Raw genomic sequence first — 21499 nt, forward strand, 5'->3', positions numbered from 1 at the left:
GTTGCTTTTTTGGACAGAAACTCCAAGGTCTGACTTGCTGTTCCTTAACTTCCCTCTGAACCTCCCCTTCAAAAGCTCGGCGATCAAAGGCCACAGATATCACCTCGCTAACACCAGCACTTCGCCACGATTGCGCTCCCCCCGCCCCCAAGCTACCGTCAACCCCGTCGCCACCAATCCAGCGACCGGGCCTGATAACCCGAGTAAGATGCAGGCGCCCCCAGCGCCCCAACCCACGTTTGCCGGCGCTTTTTCATGCCCGCAACTCCGTGTAATGGCGGCTGTGCGTGGGAGACCTTCGGGTCTGCCGGGTTCCTGTATCTCCGGTTTATCAGCCTACGCATAGCTGCCACCCATTCGCCTGATAACGAATTGGCAGCCCTCATTTGATACAGGGAGTTTCACAAATGAATGCCATCAATCCGTCCAAGCTCCACACACCGGTCATCGCTCTCCACCGCCCAGCGAACGGTAGGTGAAGCCCAATGACCTACCCTCAAGACCTGAAAACCCTCGGCCTCACCCACTTCTCCTTCCACTCGAACCACGCGCTGTTCCGCACCAACGCCGGCGTCCCGGTCACTACCGCCCTCTCCCATGCCTCGCAGCTCCTCCACATATCCCGATTGCTGATCGCCGACACCTCCGCCGCGCGTGATCCCGACCTACGTTCCTGTGCCTCGCAGTATTTGCAGGAGTTGAGCAAGGCCTTGATCGACGACGCAGTGAAAGTCCTGGATTCGCCGAAGCCCAAACCCTGAACCGCGTCCATAAAAAAGCCCTCGCATCTCTGCGAGGGCTTTGTGTTTCAACCGCACTCAGTGCCCGGCGCTCTGCCCGCCATCCACATGCAGAATCTCGCCGGTCACGAAGCCCGCGTTGTCGAGGTAGACCACCGCCTGCGCGATGTCCTCGATTTCGCCCATGTGCCCGACCGGGTGCAGGCTGCCCAGCGCCGCGTGGGTTTCTTCGCCGTGCATCGGGGTCTTGATGATGCCTGGCGATACGGCGTTCACGCGGATGCCGCGTTTGGCGTATTCGATGGCCAGGGATTTGGTCGCGGCGTTGAGGCCGCCCTTGGTCAGTGAGGCGAGAACCGAAGGGACGCCGTCGATGGCGTGGTCGACGAGGCTGGTGGTGATGTTGACCACGTGGCCCTTGCCCTGTTTTTCCATTTCGGCGATGGCCAGTTGGGTGATGTAGAAGAAGCCGTTGAGGTTGACCGACAGCACCGCCGCGTAGTCTTGCGGGGTGTAGGCGGTGAACGGTTTGGCGACGAAGATGCCGGCGTTATTGACCAAGGTGTCGATGCGGCCGAAGCGGGCCACGCCTTCGCTGATCACGCGCTGGGCGGTGGCGGGGTCGCCGATGTCGCCGGCGATGGTCAGGATCTGCGGGTCGTTCGACGGTTTGATCGAGCGCGAGGTGGCGACGATGTTGTAGCCCAGTTCGCGGAAGGCCTTGACCATGCCTTCGCCCAGACCTTGGGATGCACCGGTGATGACGACGGTTTTTTTCGAGCTGCTCATGATGGATTCCTCAATGATAAAGACGGTGTTCAATCAGGCCTTGGCCAGTTGTTTAAGCATCTGTTCGTAGTACTCGACCGATTGCGAACCGGACACCAGGTGCGTGCCGTTCAGAATCAGCGCCGGCACCGAGTTGATGCCGTGTTGCCGGTAAAACGTTTCGAGCTGGCGCACTTCGCTGGCGAACTCGTCGTTGGCCAGCACCTTGCGGGCCCGGGCCGCATCCAGTCCCGCTTCGGCGGCCAGTTGCACCAGGGTCGGCCGGTCGCTCGGGTCGGCACCGTCGCGGAAGTAGGCGCGCAGCAGGATCTTCTTCAGCGCGATCTGCCGCCCTTCCTGCGCCGCCCACATCAGCAGGCGGTGGGCGTCGAAGGTGTTGTAGAAGTGCGTGCGCTTCTCCAGGTCGAACTCGAAGCCGATGGCCTGGCCGCGTTCGATCTGCATCCGTTTGCCGGCGACGATGTCGGCGGCGCTGCGCCCGTACTTGCGCATCAGGTGCTGCTCCGCCGGTTCGCCTTCGGCGGGCATGTCCGGGTTCAGTTCGAAGGGCTTGTAGGTCAGCTCCACCGAGACTTCGCCGGCCAGGTTGGCGATGGCCTGCTCCAGCGCCGTCGCCCCGAGGGCGCACCAGGGGCACACCACGTCGGAGACGAAATCGATGGTCACGGTCGGGGTCATGACTGGCCCCGTTCCGCCAGCTGTCGGCGGTACTCGGTGGTGGTGATGCCGGCGTAGCCCCAGTTATCGGTGTCGACTTCCTCGATCACGATGTGGGTCAGATCCGGGCGTTTATTGAGGACGCGTTCCAGGGTTTCCGTGATTTCGGCGATCACCTGGGCCTTCTGTTCGGCGGTGACGCCGTCGCGGGTGATGCGGACGCTGACGAATGGCATGACGACTCTCCCAGTGACCTGGCCTCGGGATGGGGTCAGGTGTTGGAGCTCAATTTAGGCGTGCGGCGGGAGGGGAAAAAGTAGGGATGGGGTACTTCATTTGTGAGGTGGTGTAATCAATTCGGCGCAAACCGCCAAGCCTTCTTCATGCCGCTACTTAGTGCGTTTTCGTCGGCCCTGCTTTCTTTGCCCTTCATCCATGGAGTCGAAACGTCGACCTATCTCTCTAGCTTCCCGTATGGCCCGGGCGGCCTTCGGGGAAGGTTTTCGCGTTTCGAACGGTAGGTTCTGAGTCGTAACGACTTTAATGAGAAACAAACGAACTGCATCTGCGAGGGTAAGCCCGTGAGCGTCCAAAACCTTGCTGGCTTCTGCCTCCAAATCGGCGAATCTCAACTGAACATCCAAGGCAATCACCTGTATCTGCTATTTACTGATACGAACGGAACCTATTAGAGGTGCTGACAGAGACCGACGCCATCAGCGCAATTGCAGCTTTCCATAGGAATTTTCCGTAATGATCGCAAGTAAAGGAGAATCTCTCCTCTCATCCCCTTCTCTCAGAATAACCACTCTCCCATGACTGATTCGGGTACTTTTTTGACCCCAATCACCCCCACGTCATCAAAAACCCCGATCCTCTGTCAGCCTCCAGCCATCGGCGGGGGCATCAATTCGCTACTAATTGCGCGACAACTATGCTCAGGTACAGGAATATAGCCGGCAGATGGCGCCGGACCGGCGGAAACGTACACAACAATACCCAGCCCACATCAGAGGGCATTACCCATGGATAGCAGAACCTTACGCAACCTCATGCGCATCGTGCAGACCGGCTCGTTGTCGGCCGCAGCCGAGCATTCGTGCCTGACCGTGCAGGCGTTGGCCGCGCAGTTGAACAAGGTCGAAGAACAGTTCGGTTTCCGCTTGTTTCGCCGATCCAACAAAGGGCTGACGCTGACGCCGCAAGGCACCGAGCTCACGCCTTACATGGACCGGGTGCTGATCGCCACGCGCCAGATGGAAGAGAAAGTCGAAACGCTGAAGGCGCCGGGCCAGCGCACCCTGAAGGTGGCGTTGAACAACACGCTGGCGCCGGACTTCAACCGGCGGATGATCGGACGCCTGATCGAGGTGTTTCCCGATTACCAGATGGAATTCAGCTACGCCGAGTCGATGGAAAACCTCAGCAAGCTGAAGAACGAGGACTTCGACCTGGCGGTGCTGATCGGCCCGCAGCGGCCGGGCCTGCCGAGCCTTGTCTTGCCGGACGTGCAGGTGCAGGTGGTCGGCGCCCATTGCGGGCAGGAGAATGATCCACTGACGTTGTTGGGCAACAAGTTTCAGGTGCGTCCTGCAGAAGATTGTCCGTATTCCCACAGCTTCTTGCGTTTTCTCGACGCGGGGCTGGGCAATCAGGAGAACGGCCAGCGCATGGTCTATTCATGCAGCGAAACCCTGACCCTGTCGCTGATCACCCAGATGGACGGCGTCGGCATGGTCTCGCGCGAGGCCGCGCAGAAGAACGGCCTGACGATTTTCCCCGGGTTCGAGGATTTCCTCGAAGTACGCCTGGCGGTGAACAACCCGGACCTGTCCGGCCAGGCGCTGAACGAGGTGGTCGATCTGCCGCTACATGAACGAGCCGAGCGCAATGTACGCAGCCGTCCCAACCGCCACACTGAGAAAGAGGTTTTTGCTGAAATACGCACATAACAACGTCGGAATCGCGGCATAGAATTCCGGGCGGTCGAGCTGTATGCGCTGATCCTTGATCAACAAGGGAGTCAGGCTGATCGCAGCGACGATCGCCACCGGCAGGTACTCCAGCGCTCGCGCCACGAAGGGCGGCCAGTGCTCGGTGTTGACCTGCAACGGCAGCGCCCGCGGCAGGAAGGTCACGGCCATCATCAGCGCCACCACCAGCATCAGGAACGTTTGGTCAGGCATACACCCACCCCGCAACCCACAAACGTGGCGATGAAAACGTTGAACGGCGAAGTGCCCACCAGGCTCAGTGCACCCATGCACAGCACGGCGCCCAGGGCGGCGACGAGTTTTTTCCGGGTGTTGCACAGCGAGACCAGCACGTAGAGCATCATCGCGGTCAGGGCGTAGTCGAGCTGGTACTTGATCAGGTGCGCCGCGTATTGCGCGCAGACCGCCCCGAGCAACCCGCCGAGCACCCAAGAGGTGTGGCAGAACAGGTTGAAGCCGATCAGGTAACGCACGTTCACCGGTGCGCCGTTGCCCAGTTTCACGCTGTGGAAGGCGAACGATTCGTCGGTCAGCCCGCCGGCGTAGCACCAGCGCTCCATGCGGCTCAGGCCCAGCGCGCGCAAGGCCTTGGCCATGTACACCGACATCAGCATATGCCGCGCGTTGATCAGGAAAGTGGTCAGCACGATGGTGGTCAGCGACGCCCCGCTGCTGATCAGCGCCAGCGCCGCGAATTGCGAAGCACCGGCATACACGAACAGGCACATCGCTACCGGCAGCCACAGCGGCAGCCCGGCGTTGACCGCCATCAGCCCGAACACGAACGACACCGTGAAGTAGCCGGCCACCACCGGGCTGGCTTCGGCGAACGTGCGCGACGGCTGACGGTCGGCCATCAGCGGCGCACTGCCGGACGTTTCATTCATAGATCCCTCTCGTAAGTCCGTTCGCCGTGAGGTTCGCAAAAACCCTGGGCCGTCCAAAAACGCTTGCCCGCGAGGTTAGCATCGTCGACGAACAGAAACATCCGCAGCACGCCGACCCGCTTCATGTCGGACGACGCCGCCTCCACCAGCCGCTGGCCGACGCCTTGGCTGCGGTAGCGCAGGCTGACCGCCAAGTGGTTGATGGTGCCGCGGCTGCCGAGCATGCCGCCGAGCACCGCGCCGACGATCTCGCCTTCGACGTCGAAGGCGAGATAAGCCGTGGTGGTCTTCTGGATCAGCACGCCGCGCAGGCACTTGGCGTCCTGCCACTCGCAGAAGGACACTTCGTCGAACTGGCGGAAGAAGCGCTCCATGCGCTGCGCATCCTTGGCGGTGGCGCGTCGCAGCACCACCGGCGTCGAGCATTCGACGCCGTCGATTGGGGTGATCTGATTAGCGAACAATGTCGAAAGCGGTCCCGGGCCGCGAGAAGGAAATCGCCAGAATCTGCCGGTAAGCCATGGCGCTCGAATGGGTGTTGCGCGCCGGTGTCACGTAGTGGCGCATGTCACGGTCGAGGAAGTACGTGGTGTCGAGAATTTCCTGGTAGGTGGTCGACGCCAGTTGATGCTCATGGATGTCGTACAGACGGCTTTCGGCGCCATCGACGTTGTTGCGGCCCCAGAAGTGCACGCCACTGAACGGGTAGCCGTCGCAGTGGATGCCTTCCGGCGTGATCTCCAGTTGCTTGCCAGGCTTGATCTCGATGCGGATCTGGTGGATCTGGCACTGCCAGATTTCCTCGTGCAGCTCTTCCGGCAGCACGTTCTTGTACACCTCGAAATCGGTGTCGATCAGGCTGCGCATCACAGGCGAAGTGATGACTTCATCGGAGAAGTCCTGGAAGTGCCGCACCACGCCGCCCACGTAACTGTTGTTGGCCTTGGACTGCACATACGCGCGGTGTTCCAGCTGACGCAGTTCACGGGTCTTGGGGTTGTATTCGAAGTCGCTGTAGCGACGGTAGCGCATGCCCGCGTCGGCCTGACCGTAATAACTGTCAGGTTCCATGTTTTCCCAACTTTTGGTCAGTCTGACGAAGTCGGCGAAATGACCGTAGAGATTGAAGTCACCACCCTGGACGTTGACATACTTGTCGCGCCGTAGCGATTCGCCCACTTCTCTGTTCAAAACGATCATTACCAAATTCTCCGTTGCATTGAACGCCCTAATCTAGAGGGTGGAGAATTTGCGTCCATGAGAAAGAATTTCAGGCATTTGAAGCCCTGTTTGAAACGGCTTTTGAAGCACCTTCAAATGCAGTTTGAAGGGGTCGAAAAGCGTCTTTTTCGCCTTTTTCATCAAAAACGGGCCGAAAAAAAACCCCGAACCGATCGGGGTTTTTTCCATGTCTGCAGCTTAAGCGATCATCAGAAGATGTTGATCGGGTAATCCACGAACACACGCACTTCGTTGCCGCTGACGTTGTACTCGCTGGACTTCTGCGACACGCGCAGGATCGAGCTGCGCAGTTTCACGCTGAGGTCCTTGGCCGGACCGCTCTGCACCACGTACTTGAACTGGTTGAAGATTTCGCGCTCGGTGCCGCCTTCGCTGGTGGAGGTGGTGATGTTGTCGCCACGCACGTACGCGAAGTTGTAGCTCAGGCCCGGCACGCCGAAGGCGCCGAAGTCCAGGCCGTAGCCCAGCTGCCAGCTGCGTTCGTCTTCAGCGTTGAAGTCCGACCAGTAGGAGTTGGCCAGGTAGATGGTGTTGCCGCCGTCGCCGACGCGGCCTTGGCCTTTCTGGTAGCCGCCGTAGGCGTAGCCCAGGTTGCTGTCGCCGGTGGAGCGCTGGTGCGCCACGGTGAACGAGTGCGGGCCGGTGGCGAAGGTCGCCGCCAGGCTCCAGATCTTGTTGTCGTCGCCGGTCGCGCCGCTTTCGCGGACGTAGGAGTCGTCCAGCTTGGTGCGGTAGCCGTTGAAGTCGAAGGTCAGGGACTGATCCTTGTCGATCGGCAGCACGTAGTTGGCGTTGATGTACTGCTTCTTCAGCACGTCTTCGACGTCGGAAGCGTACAGCGCACCCTTGAAGCGCTCGGTGAACTGGTAGCTGCCGCCCAACACGTTGATCGACTTCAGGCCGCCGCTGTCACGGCCTTCGGCGCTCTTGCGCGATTCGGCGGTGAAACGGCCGGCGTTCAGTTCCAGGCCTTTGATCTCCTTGGAGGTGATCAGGGTGCCGGTGTAGCTTTCCGGCAGCAGGCGCGAGTTGTCGTAGTTCAGCACCGGCAGGGCCGGCATCTGGTCACCGTAGGTCAGCACGGTGTTGGACAGACGGAATTTCACCGCCGCGCCGCCCTTGGACAGGTCGTCGGCCGCGTTGCCGCTGTCGCCTTGCTTGAAGAAGTCGATGCCGCCGGCGCCGCTGCGGCCCTTGCCGCCGTCCAGACGCAGCGCGTACAGACCGAAGGCGTCCACACCCACACCGATGGTGCCTTGGGTGAAGCCGGACGAGAACGTGCCGATGGCCGCTTGGCCCCACTCGGCCTTGTCTTTGTTGCCGTCTTTGTAGTCACGGTTGATGTAGGCATTGCGCAGCAGCACTTTGAGGCTGCTGTCTTCAACAAAACCCTTGGACTCGGCCTGGTCGTTAGCCATGGCCGAAGTGGCGCTCAACATCCCCAATGCGATCAGACTGATCCGCTTGTTCAACATTTTGTTTTCCTTATTACGGGTTGAAACGCGCTGTGTCGAACGGCTGAAACGGCGCTATCGCACTCTTTTTTCATCCCGGAACAAAAAGGCCCGCCCACGGCAAAGCCGTAGCGGGCCTTCTTATTGTTCTTGAGTCATGGCGGTTGGCCACAGGCGTTGGGCCGAATCGTAGCCGCGCCCTGAACAATGTGTCAATTTCAAGAATCGTCTGTAAATAGGCAAAAATCGTCTAAAAAACGTAATTTTTGTGATAGCGGCGTGCACGGAAATGACAGCGATCAGGGATTCCCTGATGCGCTCAAGCGCAGCCGTCGAGCCCGCAGACCGGCAAGGCCTGCGCAGGTGCAGCACTCGGCAGGCACTCGCCCAGCCATTGGGCGAAGGCCTGCGGCTTGCCCACCCACGGGCCGATATCGAACAGGGTGAACTGCCCGTCCTGCTCCAGCGCGAAGGTCGGGAAGCCGTTGCCGTGCAGCGTCGCCAGCAGTGCGCGGCTTTCCTTTATATGGCGCGCGGTATCGGCGGACGCGAAAGCCGCCCGGAAAGCGGCCGGGTCGTAACCCAGCTCAGCCGCCAGTTCCATCAGCACGGCCTCATCGGCGATCCGCCGGCCTTCCACGTAATGGGCGGTCTGCAGGCGGCCGAGCAGCGTCAGCCCGCGCCCGTCCAATTGTTCGGCGGCCATCACCGCGGCGATCGGCGGGGCGGAGTCGAAGACCGCCGTGTGATCGCGCAGCAGCCCCTCGAAATACGCCTCGCCGAACGGCTGGCCGGTGTACTCGGCGATGCGCCGGTCGTGAGGCATGACGTAATTGCGCAGCTGCGGCGAAACATTCTGGCGATTGGCGCCGGTCATCATGCCGCCGCCGTGGGGCACCACCGGCAGCACCTGCTGCGCGGCCTGAACCAGGGGTTCGGCGCCGTAGCACCAGCCACAGAGCGGGTCGTAAATGTAGTGAAGGATCATCGGAAACTCCGGCATCAAAGGTGGGAAAAATCGATGGCGGCAGATTAGTACTCCAGCGGTTGTCGAAAAACGCCGGAATCGCGTTCAGTCTGTTGCCTGAATCGGTCGAATGGCGGGCGGAACGGGTTTGTATCAATCCCGAAATAAATTGAAACAATCAATCAAAGGAACTTATTAACGAATCATTAACGGAGGCAAATGCAAAGCATTACCATTCACGCGCTCAGATTCCTCCACCCTTTCGGATGCGCTTTTCAATGCCTGCCCCGTTCCGTCTCACGCCCGTCACCCTCGGGCTTTCCGCCGTCCTGTCCTCCGGTTTCGCCTACTGCGCGACCGAATTGCCCGCCACGTCGATCAGCGCCGAATCGCAAGTCGACGACCCGCGCGTGAAAGTCAGCAGCACCGCCACCCGCACCGCCACGCCCGTGCGCTACGTGCCCCAGGCGATCGACTCGGTCAAGACCGCCAACGTCGCCGACTACGGCACCAACGACCTGGGCGACGCCCTGAGCGGCATCCCCAACGTCAGCAACGGCGGCGACACCCGGTTCGACAGCCTGCGCATCCGCGGCTTCGACGCCAGCAACGACTTCTACCTGGACGGCATCCGCGACGACAGCCAGTACAAGCGCGACCTGCACAACATCGAACGCGTCGAAGTGCTCAAGGGCCCGGCCGCCGTGCTCTACGGCCGCGGCAGCCAGGGCGGGATCGTCAACCGGGTGAGCAAGGCGCCGGAAGCCGGCCGCCGCTCGACCATCGAGGCCCAGGGCGGCAGCGAGGATCTGCGCAGCCTGTACGCCGACCTCAGCACCGACCCGAGCGAGAACATCAGCCTGCGCCTGAACATGAGCAACATGGACGAAAACAGCTTCCGCGACGGCGTCAGCGGCAACCGCCAGCTGTTCGCCCCGTCGATGAGCTGGCAACTCACGCCGGATCTGAACTGGCTGGTGCAGTACGAATACAGCCGCTACAACCGCACCCCCGACCGCGGCATCCCGGGCATCAACGGGCGCCCGGCGGACGTCGGCCGGGACACCACCTACGGCAACGACCACGACTTCATCGACGACAAGACGCAATCCTTGCGCTCACGCCTGAGCTACGAACTGAGCGACGACTGGCAACTGCGCCACACCCTCGGCGTGTTCAAGCTCGACAGCGACTTCGACAACACCTACCTCACCGGCTTCGACAAGAAGACCAACAAGGTCACTCGCCAGCACTGGCAGCAGGACCTGACCACCCGCAACATCTACAACAACCTTGAGCTGGAAGGCGGCTTCGAAACCTTCGGCCTCGAGCACCGCCTGCTCACCGGGCTCGAGACCGGCAGCCAGCGCCGCGACCCGACGCTGTACAACGCCGCCACTTCCGGACGCGGCAGTTCGCCGGTGCCGGGCCTGGACCTGTACAACCCTGACCGCGACCTGCGCCACACCGGGCGCATGCAGGTCTCGAGCAGCAGCCACACCGAAGTCGAAAGCCGCGCCGTGTACGTGCAGGACCAGCTGCGCCTGAACGATCAATGGCAACTGCTGGCCGGCCTGCGCTACGACACCTTCGACATCGAGTCCACCAACAAGCTGCGCAACATTTCCGAAGACCGCGACAGCCACAGCACCAGCCCGCGTTTCGGCGTGGTCTGGACGCCTTTGCAGAACCACTCGTTCTACGCCTCGTGGACCAAGACCTTCTCGCCGGTCGGCGGCGGCCTGATCGGCATCACACCGGGCGCGTCGGGCAACGGCAACGACCTGAGCCCGGAGCTGACCAAGCAGAAGGAAATCGGGGTCAAGAGCGACTGGCTCGACGACCGCCTGAGCACCACCCTGGCGGTCTACGAGCTTGAGCTCTACAACCGCCGCACCACCGACCCGAACGACCCGACCCTGACCGTGCTCAGCGGCCTGCAGCGCTCGCGCGGGATCGAGCTGACCGGCACCGGCAAGATCACCGGCAACTGGTACGTGCGCGGCGGCGTCGGCGTGCAGGACGCGACCATCGAGAAGGACAACAACGGCCTGGAAGGCAACCGCGTGAACAACGTCGCCAAGCGCAACGGCAGCCTGTTCCTGACCTGGAAACCGGAGCTGGGCTGGTACGCCGAAACCGGCCTGACCCTGGTCGGCCAGCGCTACGCCGACAACGCCAACACCACGGTGCTGCCGGGCTACGGCCGCTGGGACGCCCTGGCCGGCTACCGCCACAAGGACTGGGACGTGCGCGCCGCGCTGAACAACATCACCGACCGCGAGTACTACTCGTCGGCCACCAGTGCGTTCCAGATCCAGCCGGGCGCGCCGCGCAGCCTGGTGGTCACCGGCACGTACAGTTTCTGAGCATCGGGTCGCCGGTGTGCCCTTCGGGGCATTTCCGGCTGACCCGCCGCCATCGCCAGCAGGCTGGCTCCCACAGGGTTGCGGGGTGACCGCAAAATCCATGGTCACCGCTGAACAATGTGGGAGCCAGCCTGCTGGCGATGGCGGCGGCACAGACACCCCGGGGAACCCCGCCCTTCCCGCAGGCAAAAAAAAGCGCCGCCCTCCCGGCAGCGCTTTCACCTGTCCTTAGTCGTTCTTCTTTATCCTTCCATCACATCCCACAACGCTTCCAGTTCCGCCTCGCTGAACAGGCCAGCGGGGTAACGCTCGATCATCATCCGGCGCGGATCAGGTTCCCTGATCTGACGCGTTCCATTGGACTTCAACCAGTGCGCGACAATCTGGAGCGACTCAGTGTTTACAGCCATGGGATGCAACGTCCGCTCGCTGATTACGTTCACTTCGGCGTTCATTTCAGCGCTCTCTCCCCGTTCGTGAGCGGCTAAGTTATCCAAGGTTTATGACAGAACCGTTGAAGTTCTCCCCCCTCCCTAGTGCGCCATGAGCGATACAAGAGCTATGCCAAATTCGGAGAATCGCCGACCGGCGGCCATAAAGAAACCCGCGGTCCTGACGGGCTGCGGGTTTCTCTTTGGGCGACGAGGCCGGATTCGGGCTTGAGCGATTCTCCAATCAACTCAAGCTGTTACATCCGCACTCACTCTTTGTGCGGGGCAGGCTGCTGCTGGGTAAGGCAGTGAATGTTACCGCCTCCCAGTAACAGTTCGCGGCCCGGCACCATCACCACTTCGTGCTGCGGGAACAGGTTCTGCAGGATCTCTTTGGCCGGCCCGTCCATCGGGTCGTCGAAGCTCGGCGCGATGATGCCGCCGTTGACGATCAGGAAGTTCACGTAGGAACCGGCCAGGCGTACGCTCGGGTTGCGCTCCTGGGTGCCGTCCACCGGATCGACGCCGGCGCATTCCTCTTCGGTCGCGTACAGCGGCCCCGGAATCGGCATCTTGTGCACCGTGAACGGGCGGCCCTTGGCGTCGGTGCTGCTCTGCAGCACTTTCATCGCCGCCTGGCAGCGCGGGTAGTTAGGGTCCTGCGGATCGTCGGTCCAGGCCAGCAGCACTTCGCCCGGGCGCACGTAGCAGCAGAAGTTGTCCACATGGCCGTCGGTCTCGTCGTTGTACAGGCCGTCCGGCAACCAGATGACTTTGTCCACCGACAGGTGGGCGCTGAGCACCGCTTCGATCTCTTCGCGGCCCAGGTGGGGGTTGCGGTTGCGGTTGAGCAGGCACTCTTCGGTGGTGATCACGGTGCCTTCGCCGTCGACGTGGATCGAACCGCCCTCCAGGACGAAGCCTTCGGTGCGGTAGCGCGGGCTGCGCTCGATCTCGAGGATCTTGCCGCCGACCTGGGAATCACGGTTCCACGGCGAGTACAGGCCGCCGTCGAAGCCGCCCCAGGCGTTGAAGTCCCAGTTCACGCCGCGCACTTCGCCGCTGCCGTTGATGACGAAGGTCGGGCCGCTGTCGCGCACCCAGGCGTCATCGCTGGACATCTCGACCAGGCGGATGTTCGGCACGTCGAGGCGGGCGCGGGCGTTCTCGTACTGGCCGGCGGACACCGCCACGGTCACCGGCTCGAAACGGGCGATGGCCTTGGCCACCGCAGCGTGCGCGGCCTGCGCGGGCTTGCCGCCCAGGCGCCAGTTGTCCGGACGCTCCGGCCAGATCATCCAGGTCTGGGTTTGCGGCGCCCATTCGGCCGGCATGTGGAAACCGTCGGCGCGGGGTGTGCTTTTCAGTGTGGTCATGGTGGTCTGGACTCCGGGAAACCTTCGGGAGAAAACACGGGCACCGGACCTACGCCGGAGCATTGGCGACTTTATAACCGATAAAAATCGGCATTAAAAGCCAAATGAATGCTGTGAAGCTTAAGGCTATGAAATTTCATCGATATTAATCGGATTGAAAACCCTGTAGGAGCGAGCCTGCTCGCGATGGCGGCGGATCGATCAACATCGCGCTTGAATGATCGTCCGCTATCGCGAGCAGGCTCGCTCCTACAGGAGGCGGGGCTTCACAGCCCCTCGTCGAACACCTTCGCCAGCATGTCGACGAAGAAGTCCACGCTCCGGCGCGAGGTGACCATCGGCGGCTTGATCTTGAGGATGTTCAGGTCGTCGCCGGTGGGCTGCATGAAGATCCCCAGTTCCCGCAGCCGGTCGCACAGGCGCATGGTTTCCTCGGTGGCCGGCTCCAGGGTCTCGCGGTCGCGCACCAGTTCCAGCCCCAGGTAGAAGCCGGAACCGTGCACCGCGCCTGCCAGCGGGTACTTCTCGACCAACGCTTGCAGACGGGCCTTGAAATGCCCGCCGACCACCTGGGCGTTTTCCCACAGTCCCTCTTCTTCAAGGACGTCCAGCACCGCCATGCCGATCTGACAGCTCACCGGGCTGCCCCCGGCGGACGAGAAGAAATAGCCTTCATTCTCCAGCGCCTCGGCAATCTCGCGCCGGGTGATCACCGCGCCCAACGGCTGGCCGTTGCCCATGCCCTTGGCCATGGTGATGATGTCCGGCACCACGCCCTGCTCTTCGAAGCCCCAGAAGAAATGGCCCATGCGCCCGTAACCGACCTGCACTTCGTCGGCGATGCACACGCCGCCCCGGGCGCGCACCAGTCCGTAGACGGTCTTCAGATACCCCGGCGGCAGCGAGATGCCCCCGGCGTTGCCGTAGACCGGTTCGCAGATGAAGCCGGCCAGTTGCCGTTTCTGTTCGTCGAGGCGGGCCAATTGATGCTCGACGCTGCGCACGTAGTCCGGCGCCGAATCCGGCCCGCGGAACTCGCCGCGGTAGGTGTTCGGCGCCGTCACCGGATGCACCCAGTCCGGGCGGCTTTCGAGGGCGCGCGGGTTGTCGGCGACGGAGGTCGAGACCGAATCCGCACCCACCGTCCAGCCGTGATAGGCCTCCAGCACGCTGATCAGGTCGCGACCGCCGCTGTAGGCCCACGCCAGACGGATCGCCAGGTCGTTGGCCTCGCTGCCGCTGTTCACCAGGAACACCCGGTCCATGCCCTCCGGCGCCAGTTTCAGCAGCCGCTCGGAAAACTCGGCGACCGCCGCATAGTTGAACCGCGAGTTGGTGTTGAGCAACGACCATTGCCGGCGGGCGGCCTCCGCCATGCGCGGATGGCCGTGGCCGAGCACGGCGACGTTGTTGAGCATGTCGAGATAGGAACGGCCCTGCATGTCGATCAGGTGGTTGCGCCAGCCGCGCTCGATGCGCGGCGGGTCGACGTAATAATGCTTCTGGGTGCGGGCGAAACTGGCGTCGCGGCGTTGGAGCAGGGTTTTCCCGTCCAGCTCCGGCTCGGCGTCGCAGGCCAGCCCCAGCAGCGAAGCCGGCGACGGGCACAAGGCCTGCCAGGCCGGCGCCCGCGAAGGCGTGCAGAACAGCGGCGCCTCCAGTTGCGCGTCCCGCAGCAACTGCACGGTCAGGGCGCCGCCCGCCGTTCCCAGCACCTGGCCTTTGACCAGCGCCGCGCCGCTGTGCAGCGAGGTCGTCACCCCCCACAGGCGCACGCTCGACTGCACACCGTCCAAGCGCAGCGAACCGTCCGCCGCCAGGTGGAGCACACCGGCAAACGGTGCCTCCAGCGCCGAGCCTTCCGGCACCCGCAGTTCGACGTGCAGCGGGAAGGTGTCCGGCTCATCGGCAGAGTCCGGCCGGGTGCGCGACAAGCGGTATTGCCCGTAGCGGCTGGCCGCCAAGCCGTGCACAGCAGCGGCTTCATCCAGCAGGCGCTGGTCGATGCCGGCCTGCTCCCAATTGCCGGCCTCGAAATGCGGGCTCAGCACGCCGAGGTCGATCAGCGCGAACTCGCGCCCGACCAGGCCCGGCAGCAGCGGCGCAAAGCCTTCGCTGCCCAGGGCCGGCAACGTCTGCCCGACCGCCGTCAGGATCGCCGCCTCCATCAGGGCGAACGGCACCGAAGTGGCGACCCGGAAAATCTCCCACTCATGGGCCAGGTTGTTGCGGCTGTAGGCGTTGCCGGGGTCGATGCTGACCTGCTGTTCGCCGCTGAGCACCAGCACCGCCGCCCGGGCCACGATCAGCGGCCACAGGGCCTGCAGTTCTTCGGGCAGCAGCGGATTGACCGCGTGGTAGGCCTGCACCGCCGGCAGGATCACGAACGGATCACCCTCGGCATGGTGCAGCAGCGCCGCACAGGTCACCGACAGGTCGGTGATGCGCCAGGTGCGCACCAGGTCGCCGAAATCGATGACGCCCTGCAACTGCCAGTGGCGCCCGGCGTCCCGCTGCCAGACGACGTTGTCGTCAGTGATGTCCATGTGGATCGCCTGCACCGGCAACCGCGCCAGCAACGGCCGCAACCGGTGTTGGGCCTGGGCCGCCGCGTCGGCGATCAGCGCGCGCTGGCGGTCGTCCGCGATCACCGGCAATAAATGTTCGGTCAGGGCCTCGGCGTGCCGGGCGTCCCACTGCAACGTGCGTTCAAGGCCCGGATGGTCGAACCCGGCCAAGGCCAGATCCATCTCGCCGCAGAGCCGGCCGAACCCAGCCACCACTTCGTGGCCCAGATGGTCGAGCGCCGTCAGGGACTGGCCTTCGATGTAATCCAGCAGCCGCACATGCACGGACTCGCCGCCGACGGTCAGCGTCAGCAGGTCTTCACCGTTGCGGGCCGCAATCACCCGGGGCACCGGCACGGCGCAATGTTCGGCCAGGTATTTGAGGCCGGCGTGCTGGGCCTGCAGTTCCACCAGCGAATAGTCGCCGCGGCAGACCTTGAGCACGAAGCGGCCGCGCTCGCTGTCGACCCGGAAGTTGAGATCCTGCTGACTGCCCAAGGGGTGCAGCGCGCCGCTCAGCCCGTAATGCTCCTTCAGAAGGTGCAGGGCCTGCTCCGCAGAGACCTGCGGGGTGGGTAGGCTGACACGATGAATCAACGTGGCGAACGACATGGAGCGACCCCTATTGTTTTGTCAGGCGCCTATATCGCCACTGCTTCGGGCGATCTGCAACCCCCTGAACCGGTTGCAGGACGGAGCGAGAGCGGCGACGGCCAACCCCATCGAGCGGAACGATGGAATGTCGGCAAGGTCGATTGACCGTTGCATCCGCTTCGACACTCGCGCAGGCCGGCACTTTGCGCAAGAATACCGACCATTCACATTGGCCACCGAAAATCCCCATGAATGTAATCCCCACCGACCTGCCCGGTGTCCTGATCATCGAACCCAAGGTGTTTGGCGACGAGCGCGGCTTCTTTTACGAGAGCTTCAACGGCAAGGCGTTCCTGGAGGCGACCGGCCTCGATGTGCAGTTCGTCCAGGACAACCATTCCCGCTCGCAGAAAGGCGTGCTGCGCGGCCTGCATTACCAACTGCAGAACACCCAGGGCAAGCTGGTGCGCGTCACGGCCGGCGAGGTGCTGGACATCGCCGTGGACATCCGCCGCAGCTCGCCGCACTTCGGCCAATGGGTCGCGGTGCGCCTGTCCGCCGACAACCACCGCCAGCTCTGGATCCCGGAAGGTTTCGCCCACGGTTTCGTGGTGCTGAGCGAATTCGCCGAATTCCTCTACAAGACCACCGACTACTACACGCCTTCGGCGGAACGCACCATTCGCTGGGACGACCCGGACCTTGCCATCGACTGGCAGCTGGACGAGGCGCCTCAGTTGTCCGCCAAGGACCAGGCGGGCACCGCCTTCAAGGACGCCGACGTCTTTTCCTGATTCGCCGTGCGAATCTTCAGCGGCGCTGTGCCCCGCCGAGCGGCGCGCAGACTGCTGCCGCAAGGCTAGGCATAATGCGTCTGTCCCCACAGGCGCACGATGCTCATGACCCCGACCCTACCCCGCCGGCCCCGCTGGCGCAGCCTCGCCCTGCTGGCCCTGTGCCTGGCCCCGTTGCTGTGGCCGCTGGAGCATCTGGCCGAGCGCTACTACCGCAGCGAACTGGCCGGCCAGAACCGCCAGACCCTGGACCTGTACGTCGCCAACCTGCTGGGCACCCTGCACCGCTACGAAGTGCTGCCGCAGATCCTCGGCGACCTGCCGGCCCTGCGCGCCATGCTCGCGGCCCCCGACGACGGCGACACCCAGGCCAACGCCAACCGCCTGCTCAAGAACATCGCCGCCCAGACCGGCGCCGAGGTCATGTACCTGATGGACACCTCCGGCAAGACCCTGGCCGCGTCGAACTGGGACAAGCACGACAGTTTCGTCGGGCGCAATTTCTCCTTCCGGCCCTACTTCAGCGAAGCCATGGCCGGGCACCTCGGGCGCTTCTTCGGCCTGGGCACCACCTCGGCCAAGCGCGGCTACTTCTTCGCCGCCGCCGTGCGCGCGGGCGACAAGACCATCGGCGTGCTGGTGATCAAGGTCGACCTGGACCACACCGAAAGCCTGTGGGGCAAGACGCCCGAACAACTGCTGGTGACCGACCACAACGGCGTGGTCATCCTCACGTCGCGCCCGGAATGGCGCTTCCGCTCGACCCGGCCCTTGAGCGACAGCGAGCGCACGGCGATCACCGCAATCCAGCCCTATCCGACCCGCGATCCGCGCCCGCTGAACCTCAGCCCCACGGCGTGGCTGACCCAGACCCGGGAAATCACCGAAACCGGCTGGAGCGTGAGCATCCTCGCCCCGCGCACCCTGATCGACCGTCCGGTGCGCACCGTGGTGGCGATCGGCGGCGCCACGCTGCTGGTGGTGATGCTGCTGCTCGGGCTGATGATGCAGCGGCGCCGGCACTACCTGGAACGGATCGCTTTCGAAGGCAAGGCCCGGCGTGAGCTGGAGGGTCGGGTCGCCGAGCGCACCAGCGACCTCGAAGGGCTCAACCGCCGGCTGAAGCAGGAAGTGCTGGAGCGCGAACACGCCCAGCAGGAACTGGTGCGGGCCCAGGACGACCTGGTGCAGGCGGGCAAGCTGTCGGCGCTGGGCACCATGTCGGCGAGCATCAGCCACGAGCTCAACCAGCCGCTGGCGGCGATCCGCAGCTACGCCGAAAACGCCGAGGTGCTGCTCGACCATCAGCGCACCGACGACGCCCGCGGCAACCTCAAACTGATCAGCGAACTGACCGGGCGCATGGCCTCGATCATCGCCCACCTGCGCGCCTTCGCCCGCCGCGACCGCCACGCTCCCGAGAGCGTCGCCCTGCAACCGGCGCTGGACGACGCCCTGGCGCTGTTGGCCAAGCGCCGGCGGAGCATGGACGTCGAGCTGATCCGCGACCTGCCCGCCGCCACCTTGTGGGTGGAGGCCGGGGAAACCCGCCTGCGCCAGGTGCTCGGCAACCTGCTGGCCAATGCCCTCGACGCCCTGACCGAGAAAGGCCCGCCGCGCAAACTGTGGCTGAGTGCCGAATCCACCGGCGACGGCGTCAACCTGTACATCCGCGACAACGGCCCCGGCTTCTGCATGGAGGCCCTCGGCCGCGCCAGCGAGCCCTTCTACACCACCAAGACCCGCACCCAGGGCCTTGGCTTGGGGCTGGCGATCTGCGAGACCCTGATGCGCGCCTTCGGCGGCGAACTGTCGTTCGCCAACCACAAGCAAGGCGGCGCCCTGATCACCCTGAGGCTGCGCGCCGGAGCGCCCGGCGTCAGTCTGCAACCGTCCGAGGACCGAAGCGCATGACCATCGACAACCGCATCCAGGTGCTGCTGATCGACGACGATCCGCACCTGCGCCAGGCCCTCGGCCAGACCCTGGACCTGGCCGGCCTGAAAGTCCTGTCGCTGTCAGAGGCCACCGGCCTGGCCGGGCAACTGGAGCGAGACTGGCCGGGCGTGGTGGTCAGCGACATCCGCATGCCCGGCATGGACGGCCTGGAACTGCTGACCGAACTGCACGCCCTGGATCCGGAACTGCCGGTGCTGCTGATCACCGGCCACGGCGACGTGCCGCTGGCGGTGCAGGCCATGCGCGCCGGCGCCTATGACTTTCTGGAGAAACCCTTCGCCAGCGACGCCCTGCTCGACAGCGTGCGCCGCGCCCTGGCCTTGCGGCGGCTGGTGCTGGACAACCGCAGCCTGCGCCTGGCGCTCAGCGACCGCAACGAACTGAGCGCGCGGCTGGTGGGGCATTCGGCGCCCATGCTGCGCCTGCGCGAACAGATCGGCGCCCTGGCCGCGACCAAGGCCGACGTGCTGATCCTCGGCGAGACCGGCGCCGGCAAGGAAGTCGTCGCCCGCGCCCTGCATGACCTGTCGAGCCGGCGCAACGGGCCGTTCGTGGCGATCAACGCCGGCGCCCTGGCCGAATCGGTGGTGGAAAGCGAACTGTTCGGCCATGAGCCCGGCGCCTTCACCGGCGCGCAGAAGCGCCGGATCGGCAAGTTCGAGTTCGCCAACGGCGGCACGCTGTTTCTCGATGAAATCGAAAGCATGAGCCTGGACGTGCAGGTCAAGCTGCTGCGCATGCTGCAGGAGCGGGTGGTCGAACGGCTGGGCGGCAATCAATTGATCCCGCTGGACATCCGCGTCATCGCGGCGACCAAGGAAGATCTGCGCCAGGCTGCCGATCAAGGGCGTTTCCGCGCCGACCTCTACTACCGCCTCAACGTCGCCCCGCTGCGCATCCCGCCGCTGCGCGAACGGGGCGAAGACGTGCTGGTGCTGTTCCAGCACTACGCCGACGAAGCCAGCGCCCGCCATGGCCTGCCCACCCACGAACTGCAACCGGCCCAGCGCGCCCTGCTGCTGCGCCACCCGTGGCCGGGCAATGTGCGCGAGCTGCAGAACGCGGCGGAGCGCTTCGCCCTCGGGTTGGAACTGGCGCTGGACAACACCGAAAGCGGCGGCCAGGGCAGTGCGACCGCGGGAACGGTCGGCGCCGGCCTCAGCGAGCAAGTGGAAAACTTCGAGAAATCGCTGATCGCCGCCGAACTGGCGCGCTCCCACAGCTCGGTGCGCAGCCTCGCCGAAGCCCTGGGCATTCCGCGCAAGACCCTCCACGACAAACTGCGCAAGCACGGCCTGAACTTCGCCGACGGCGCCGGCCAGTCCGAGGAATCCGAATGATTCGCCCCTACGCCCCCCCGTTGCCGCAAGAGGATCGGACATGAGCCGCGACAGCCTTTACCTGGAATCCGTCCTCCACCACGACATCCCGCTGACCCGGGACATGGGCCTCAAGGTGCTCGACTGGCACGAACGGCAACTGCGCCTGCACCTGCCGCTGGAGGCCAACGTCAACCACAAGAGCACCATGTTCGGCGGCAGCCTGTACTGCGGCGCGGTGCTGGCCGGCTGGGGCTGGCTGCACCTGCGCCTGAAAGAGGAAGGCATCACCGACGGCCACATCGTCATTCAGGAAGGGCAGATCCTTTATCCCCTGCCGGTGACCGGCGATGCCGTCGCCGTTTGCCCGGAACCGGAGGCGGCGGTATGGAAGAAATTCCTGGCGATGTACCGGCGTTACGGGCGCGCGCGGCTGACGCTGCAGACGCGGGTCGTCAACGCCGGGAGCGATGAGGACGCGGTGACCTTCACCGGCCAATACGTCCTGCACCGCTGAAAGCGTCAGGAGCGGGCCAGTTCCAGCAGTTTCGAGCGCCACGCCGCCTTCGCCGGCAACGCCAGGAAGAACCCGTTGAGCAACGACTCCCGGGCCGGGTAGCTGAACGCCACGCCGTTCAGGTCCAGCACCTCGCCGCCGGCGCCTTCCAGCACGCCTTGCGCCGCCGCCGTGTCCCACTGCGAGGTCGGCGCCAGGCGCGGGTAGCAGTCCGCCGCCCCTTCGGCCAGCAGGCAGAACTTCAACGAACTGCCGATGTTCGCCAACTGCAGCTCGCCGAGGCTGGCGCTCAAGCCGTTCAGCAGCCGCTCCTGCTCCGGGCTGGAATGCCGACGGCTGGCGACCACGGTGAACGCCTCGCCCGGCCCCGGCACATCGCGCACCCGGATCGCCTGCGGCGTGCCGCCCGTGTCGCCGCGCCAGGCGCCGAGCCCGGCGCCGCCGACGTAATAGCGCCCGCTGGTCGGCATCGACACCACACCGAACACCACCCGACCGTTCTCGACCAGGGCAATGTTGACGGTGAACTCCTCGCTGCCGCTGATGAACTCCTTGGTGCCGTCCAGCGGATCCACCAGCCACCAGCGCTGCCACCCGGCGCGCACGGCCTGCGGGATGTCGGCGTCCTCTTCGGACAGCACCGGAATGTCCGGCGCCAACGCCGCCAGACCGGCTGCGATCACGTGGTGCGCCGCCAGATCGGCAGCGGTCACCGGCGAATCGTCGGACTTGGCGGTGACCGCCACCCCGGCGCGCCAGAACGGCAGGATCGCCTGGCCTGCGCGCAAGGCCAGTTCAACCACCGGCGCCATCATCGGATGGGGAAAATTCATCGGGCTCTCA

22 protein-coding genes are annotated in these 21499 nt (G+C 64.2%); 7 read left to right on the plus strand and 15 right to left on the minus strand.

Annotated features, from left to right (window positions below; translation table 11 throughout):
- Positions 1-485: 485 nt before the first annotated feature.
- Positions 486-761 carry a DUF3077 domain-containing protein gene (locus CAG29_RS17890; protein ID WP_085694903.1) on the plus strand — a complete coding sequence of 92 codons (276 nt, stop codon included), beginning with the start codon at positions 486-488 and terminating at the stop codon, positions 759-761.
- Between the two features lie 57 nt (positions 762-818).
- Here the strand turns inward: CAG29_RS17890 and CAG29_RS17895 are convergent, their stop codons facing one another.
- The 4 genes from CAG29_RS17895 to CAG29_RS17910 all read right to left on the minus strand — a co-directional run bounded on the left by CAG29_RS17895 (position 819) and on the right by CAG29_RS17910 (position 2839).
- Entirely contained in the window at positions 819-1529 is a 711-nt protein-coding gene (locus CAG29_RS17895) for an SDR family NAD(P)-dependent oxidoreductase (RefSeq protein WP_085657141.1), read from the minus strand.
- 33 nt (positions 1530-1562) lie between these two features.
- Positions 1563-2207 (minus strand): DsbA family oxidoreductase, encoded by a 645-nt coding sequence (locus tag CAG29_RS17900; protein ID WP_085694904.1) that lies wholly within the window; start codon positions 2205-2207, stop codon positions 1563-1565.
- Positions 2204-2422, minus strand: a complete 219-nt coding sequence (locus CAG29_RS17905) for a 4-oxalocrotonate tautomerase family protein (RefSeq protein WP_085581897.1) — start codon at positions 2420-2422, stop codon at positions 2204-2206. Before CAG29_RS17905 ends, CAG29_RS17900 begins: the two co-directional genes overlap by 4 nt.
- A gap of 153 nt (positions 2423-2575) precedes the next feature.
- A complete protein-coding gene (locus CAG29_RS17910; protein ID WP_256576789.1) occupies positions 2576-2839 on the minus strand; it encodes a type II toxin-antitoxin system RelB/DinJ family antitoxin in 264 nt (87 codons plus the stop codon).
- Between the two features lie 372 nt (positions 2840-3211).
- Between CAG29_RS17910 and CAG29_RS17915 the strand changes: the two genes are divergently transcribed.
- Positions 3212-4138: a LysR family transcriptional regulator gene (locus CAG29_RS17915; protein ID WP_085694906.1), complete on the plus strand. Its 927-nt coding sequence runs from the start codon at positions 3212-3214 to the stop codon at positions 4136-4138.
- On the opposite strand, the gene CAG29_RS17920 is transcribed toward CAG29_RS17915, so the two are convergent.
- From CAG29_RS17920 to CAG29_RS17945, 7 genes are all read right to left on the minus strand, one after another.
- Positions 4055-4372 carry an AzlD domain-containing protein gene (locus tag CAG29_RS17920; protein WP_085581901.1) on the minus strand — a complete coding sequence of 106 codons (318 nt, stop codon included), beginning with the start codon at positions 4370-4372 and terminating at the stop codon, positions 4055-4057. The two genes, CAG29_RS17915 and CAG29_RS17920, sit on opposite strands and share 84 nt — an antisense overlap.
- Positions 4351-5067, minus strand: coding sequence for an AzlC family ABC transporter permease (locus CAG29_RS17925; RefSeq protein ID WP_085694907.1), 717 nt, complete (start codon positions 5065-5067; stop codon positions 4351-4353). Before CAG29_RS17925 ends, CAG29_RS17920 begins: the two co-directional genes overlap by 22 nt.
- Positions 5064-5441, minus strand: a complete 378-nt coding sequence (locus CAG29_RS17930) for a GNAT family N-acetyltransferase (protein ID WP_085582221.1) — start codon at positions 5439-5441, stop codon at positions 5064-5066. The genes CAG29_RS17925 and CAG29_RS17930 overlap by 4 nt, the downstream gene beginning before the upstream one ends.
- 79 nt (positions 5442-5520) lie before the next feature.
- Positions 5521-6267, minus strand: coding sequence for a 2OG-Fe dioxygenase family protein (locus CAG29_RS17935; RefSeq protein ID WP_085581906.1), 747 nt, complete (start codon positions 6265-6267; stop codon positions 5521-5523).
- A gap of 33 nt (positions 6268-6300) precedes the next feature.
- Positions 6301-6477, minus strand: a complete 177-nt coding sequence (locus CAG29_RS28545; RefSeq protein ID WP_170930285.1) for a hypothetical protein — start codon at positions 6475-6477, stop codon at positions 6301-6303.
- A 20-nt stretch (positions 6478-6497) separates the two neighbouring features.
- Complete coding sequence (locus CAG29_RS17940; RefSeq protein ID WP_085631926.1) at positions 6498-7784, minus strand: OprD family porin; 1287 nt, start codon at positions 7782-7784, stop codon at positions 6498-6500.
- Positions 7785-8082: 298 nt separating this feature from the next.
- A complete protein-coding gene (locus tag CAG29_RS17945) occupies positions 8083-8751 on the minus strand; it encodes a DsbA family protein (RefSeq protein ID WP_085694908.1) in 669 nt (222 codons plus the stop codon).
- A 257-nt stretch (positions 8752-9008) separates the two neighbouring features.
- Between CAG29_RS17945 and CAG29_RS17950 the strand changes: the two genes are divergently transcribed.
- A complete protein-coding gene (locus tag CAG29_RS17950) occupies positions 9009-11099 on the plus strand; it encodes a TonB-dependent siderophore receptor (RefSeq protein ID WP_085694909.1) in 2091 nt (696 codons plus the stop codon).
- Positions 11100-11341: 242 nt separating this feature from the next.
- Here the strand turns inward: CAG29_RS17950 and CAG29_RS17955 are convergent, their stop codons facing one another.
- The 3 genes from CAG29_RS17955 to CAG29_RS17965 all read right to left on the minus strand — a co-directional run bounded on the left by CAG29_RS17955 (position 11342) and on the right by CAG29_RS17965 (position 16085).
- On the minus strand, positions 11342-11554 hold the full coding sequence (locus CAG29_RS17955; RefSeq protein WP_085581914.1) for a hypothetical protein: 213 nt from the start codon (positions 11552-11554) through the stop codon (positions 11342-11344).
- 245 nt (positions 11555-11799) lie between these two features.
- Complete coding sequence (aguA, locus tag CAG29_RS17960) at positions 11800-12906, minus strand: agmatine deiminase (protein WP_085581916.1); 1107 nt, start codon at positions 12904-12906, stop codon at positions 11800-11802.
- A gap of 266 nt (positions 12907-13172) precedes the next feature.
- Positions 13173-16085, minus strand: a complete 2913-nt coding sequence (locus tag CAG29_RS17965) for an aminotransferase (RefSeq protein WP_085639428.1) — start codon at positions 16083-16085, stop codon at positions 13173-13175.
- Positions 16086-16315: 230 nt separating this feature from the next.
- Between CAG29_RS17965 and rfbC the strand changes: the two genes are divergently transcribed.
- From rfbC to CAG29_RS17985, 4 genes are all read left to right on the plus strand, one after another.
- Entirely contained in the window at positions 16316-16861 is a 546-nt protein-coding gene (rfbC, locus tag CAG29_RS17970; RefSeq protein WP_085581920.1) for a dTDP-4-dehydrorhamnose 3,5-epimerase, read from the plus strand.
- Between the two features lie 105 nt (positions 16862-16966).
- Complete coding sequence (locus CAG29_RS17975; RefSeq protein WP_085581922.1) at positions 16967-18775, plus strand: ATP-binding protein; 1809 nt, start codon at positions 16967-16969, stop codon at positions 18773-18775.
- Complete coding sequence (locus CAG29_RS17980) at positions 18772-20160, plus strand: sigma-54 dependent transcriptional regulator (RefSeq protein WP_085581924.1); 1389 nt, start codon at positions 18772-18774, stop codon at positions 20158-20160. The genes CAG29_RS17975 and CAG29_RS17980 overlap by 4 nt, the downstream gene beginning before the upstream one ends.
- A 40-nt stretch (positions 20161-20200) precedes the next feature.
- Positions 20201-20656 carry a YiiD C-terminal domain-containing protein gene (locus CAG29_RS17985; RefSeq protein ID WP_085581926.1) on the plus strand — a complete coding sequence of 152 codons (456 nt, stop codon included), beginning with the start codon at positions 20201-20203 and terminating at the stop codon, positions 20654-20656.
- 5 nt (positions 20657-20661) lie between these two features.
- Here the strand turns inward: CAG29_RS17985 and cysQ are convergent, their stop codons facing one another.
- Positions 20662-21489 (minus strand): 3'(2'),5'-bisphosphate nucleotidase CysQ, encoded by an 828-nt coding sequence (cysQ, locus tag CAG29_RS17990; protein ID WP_085694910.1) that lies wholly within the window; start codon positions 21487-21489, stop codon positions 20662-20664.
- Positions 21490-21499: the final 10 nt, after the last annotated feature.

Source organism: Pseudomonas sp. B7(2017) (genome assembly GCF_002112745.1).
In the GTDB taxonomy this organism is placed as follows: Bacteria; Pseudomonadota; Gammaproteobacteria; order Pseudomonadales; family Pseudomonadaceae; genus Aquipseudomonas; species Aquipseudomonas ekonensis.

Bases quoted from the DNA above. Each gene is read 5' to 3' on its own strand.
- CAG29_RS17890 (WP_085694903.1), top strand. From the start codon at position 486: ATGACCTACCCTCAAGACCTGAAAACCCTCGGCCTCACCCACTTCTCC.
- CAG29_RS17895 (WP_085657141.1), bottom strand. From the start codon at position 1,529: ATGAGCAGCTCGAAAAAAACCGTCGTCATCACCGGTGCATCCCAAGGT.
- CAG29_RS17900 (WP_085694904.1), bottom strand. From the start codon at position 2,207: ATGACCCCGACCGTGACCATCGATTTCGTCTCCGACGTGGTGTGCCCC.
- CAG29_RS17905 (WP_085581897.1), bottom strand. From the start codon at position 2,422: ATGCCATTCGTCAGCGTCCGCATCACCCGCGACGGCGTCACCGCCGAA.
- CAG29_RS17915 (WP_085694906.1), top strand. From the start codon at position 3,212: ATGGATAGCAGAACCTTACGCAACCTCATGCGCATCGTGCAGACCGGC.
- CAG29_RS17920 (WP_085581901.1), bottom strand. From the start codon at position 4,372: ATGCCTGACCAAACGTTCCTGATGCTGGTGGTGGCGCTGATGATGGCC.
- CAG29_RS17925 (WP_085694907.1), bottom strand. From the start codon at position 5,067: ATGAATGAAACGTCCGGCAGTGCGCCGCTGATGGCCGACCGTCAGCCG.
- CAG29_RS17930 (WP_085582221.1), bottom strand. From the start codon at position 5,441: ATGGAGCGCTTCTTCCGCCAGTTCGACGAAGTGTCCTTCTGCGAGTGG.
- CAG29_RS17935 (WP_085581906.1), bottom strand. From the start codon at position 6,267: ATGATCGTTTTGAACAGAGAAGTGGGCGAATCGCTACGGCGCGACAAG.
- CAG29_RS28545 (WP_170930285.1), bottom strand. From the start codon at position 6,477: ATGGAAAAAACCCCGATCGGTTCGGGGTTTTTTTTCGGCCCGTTTTTG.
- CAG29_RS17940 (WP_085631926.1), bottom strand. From the start codon at position 7,784: ATGTTGAACAAGCGGATCAGTCTGATCGCATTGGGGATGTTGAGCGCC.
- CAG29_RS17945 (WP_085694908.1), bottom strand. From the start codon at position 8,751: ATGATCCTTCACTACATTTACGACCCGCTCTGTGGCTGGTGCTACGGC.
- CAG29_RS17950 (WP_085694909.1), top strand. From the start codon at position 9,009: ATGCCTGCCCCGTTCCGTCTCACGCCCGTCACCCTCGGGCTTTCCGCC.
- CAG29_RS17955 (WP_085581914.1), bottom strand. From the start codon at position 11,554: ATGAACGCCGAAGTGAACGTAATCAGCGAGCGGACGTTGCATCCCATG.
- aguA (WP_085581916.1), bottom strand. From the start codon at position 12,906: ATGACCACACTGAAAAGCACACCCCGCGCCGACGGTTTCCACATGCCG.
- CAG29_RS17965 (WP_085639428.1), bottom strand. From the start codon at position 16,085: ATGTCGTTCGCCACGTTGATTCATCGTGTCAGCCTACCCACCCCGCAG.
- rfbC (WP_085581920.1), top strand. From the start codon at position 16,316: ATGAATGTAATCCCCACCGACCTGCCCGGTGTCCTGATCATCGAACCC.
- CAG29_RS17975 (WP_085581922.1), top strand. From the start codon at position 16,967: ATGACCCCGACCCTACCCCGCCGGCCCCGCTGGCGCAGCCTCGCCCTG.
- CAG29_RS17980 (WP_085581924.1), top strand. From the start codon at position 18,772: ATGACCATCGACAACCGCATCCAGGTGCTGCTGATCGACGACGATCCG.
- CAG29_RS17985 (WP_085581926.1), top strand. From the start codon at position 20,201: ATGAGCCGCGACAGCCTTTACCTGGAATCCGTCCTCCACCACGACATC.
- cysQ (WP_085694910.1), bottom strand. From the start codon at position 21,489: ATGAATTTTCCCCATCCGATGATGGCGCCGGTGGTTGAACTGGCCTTG.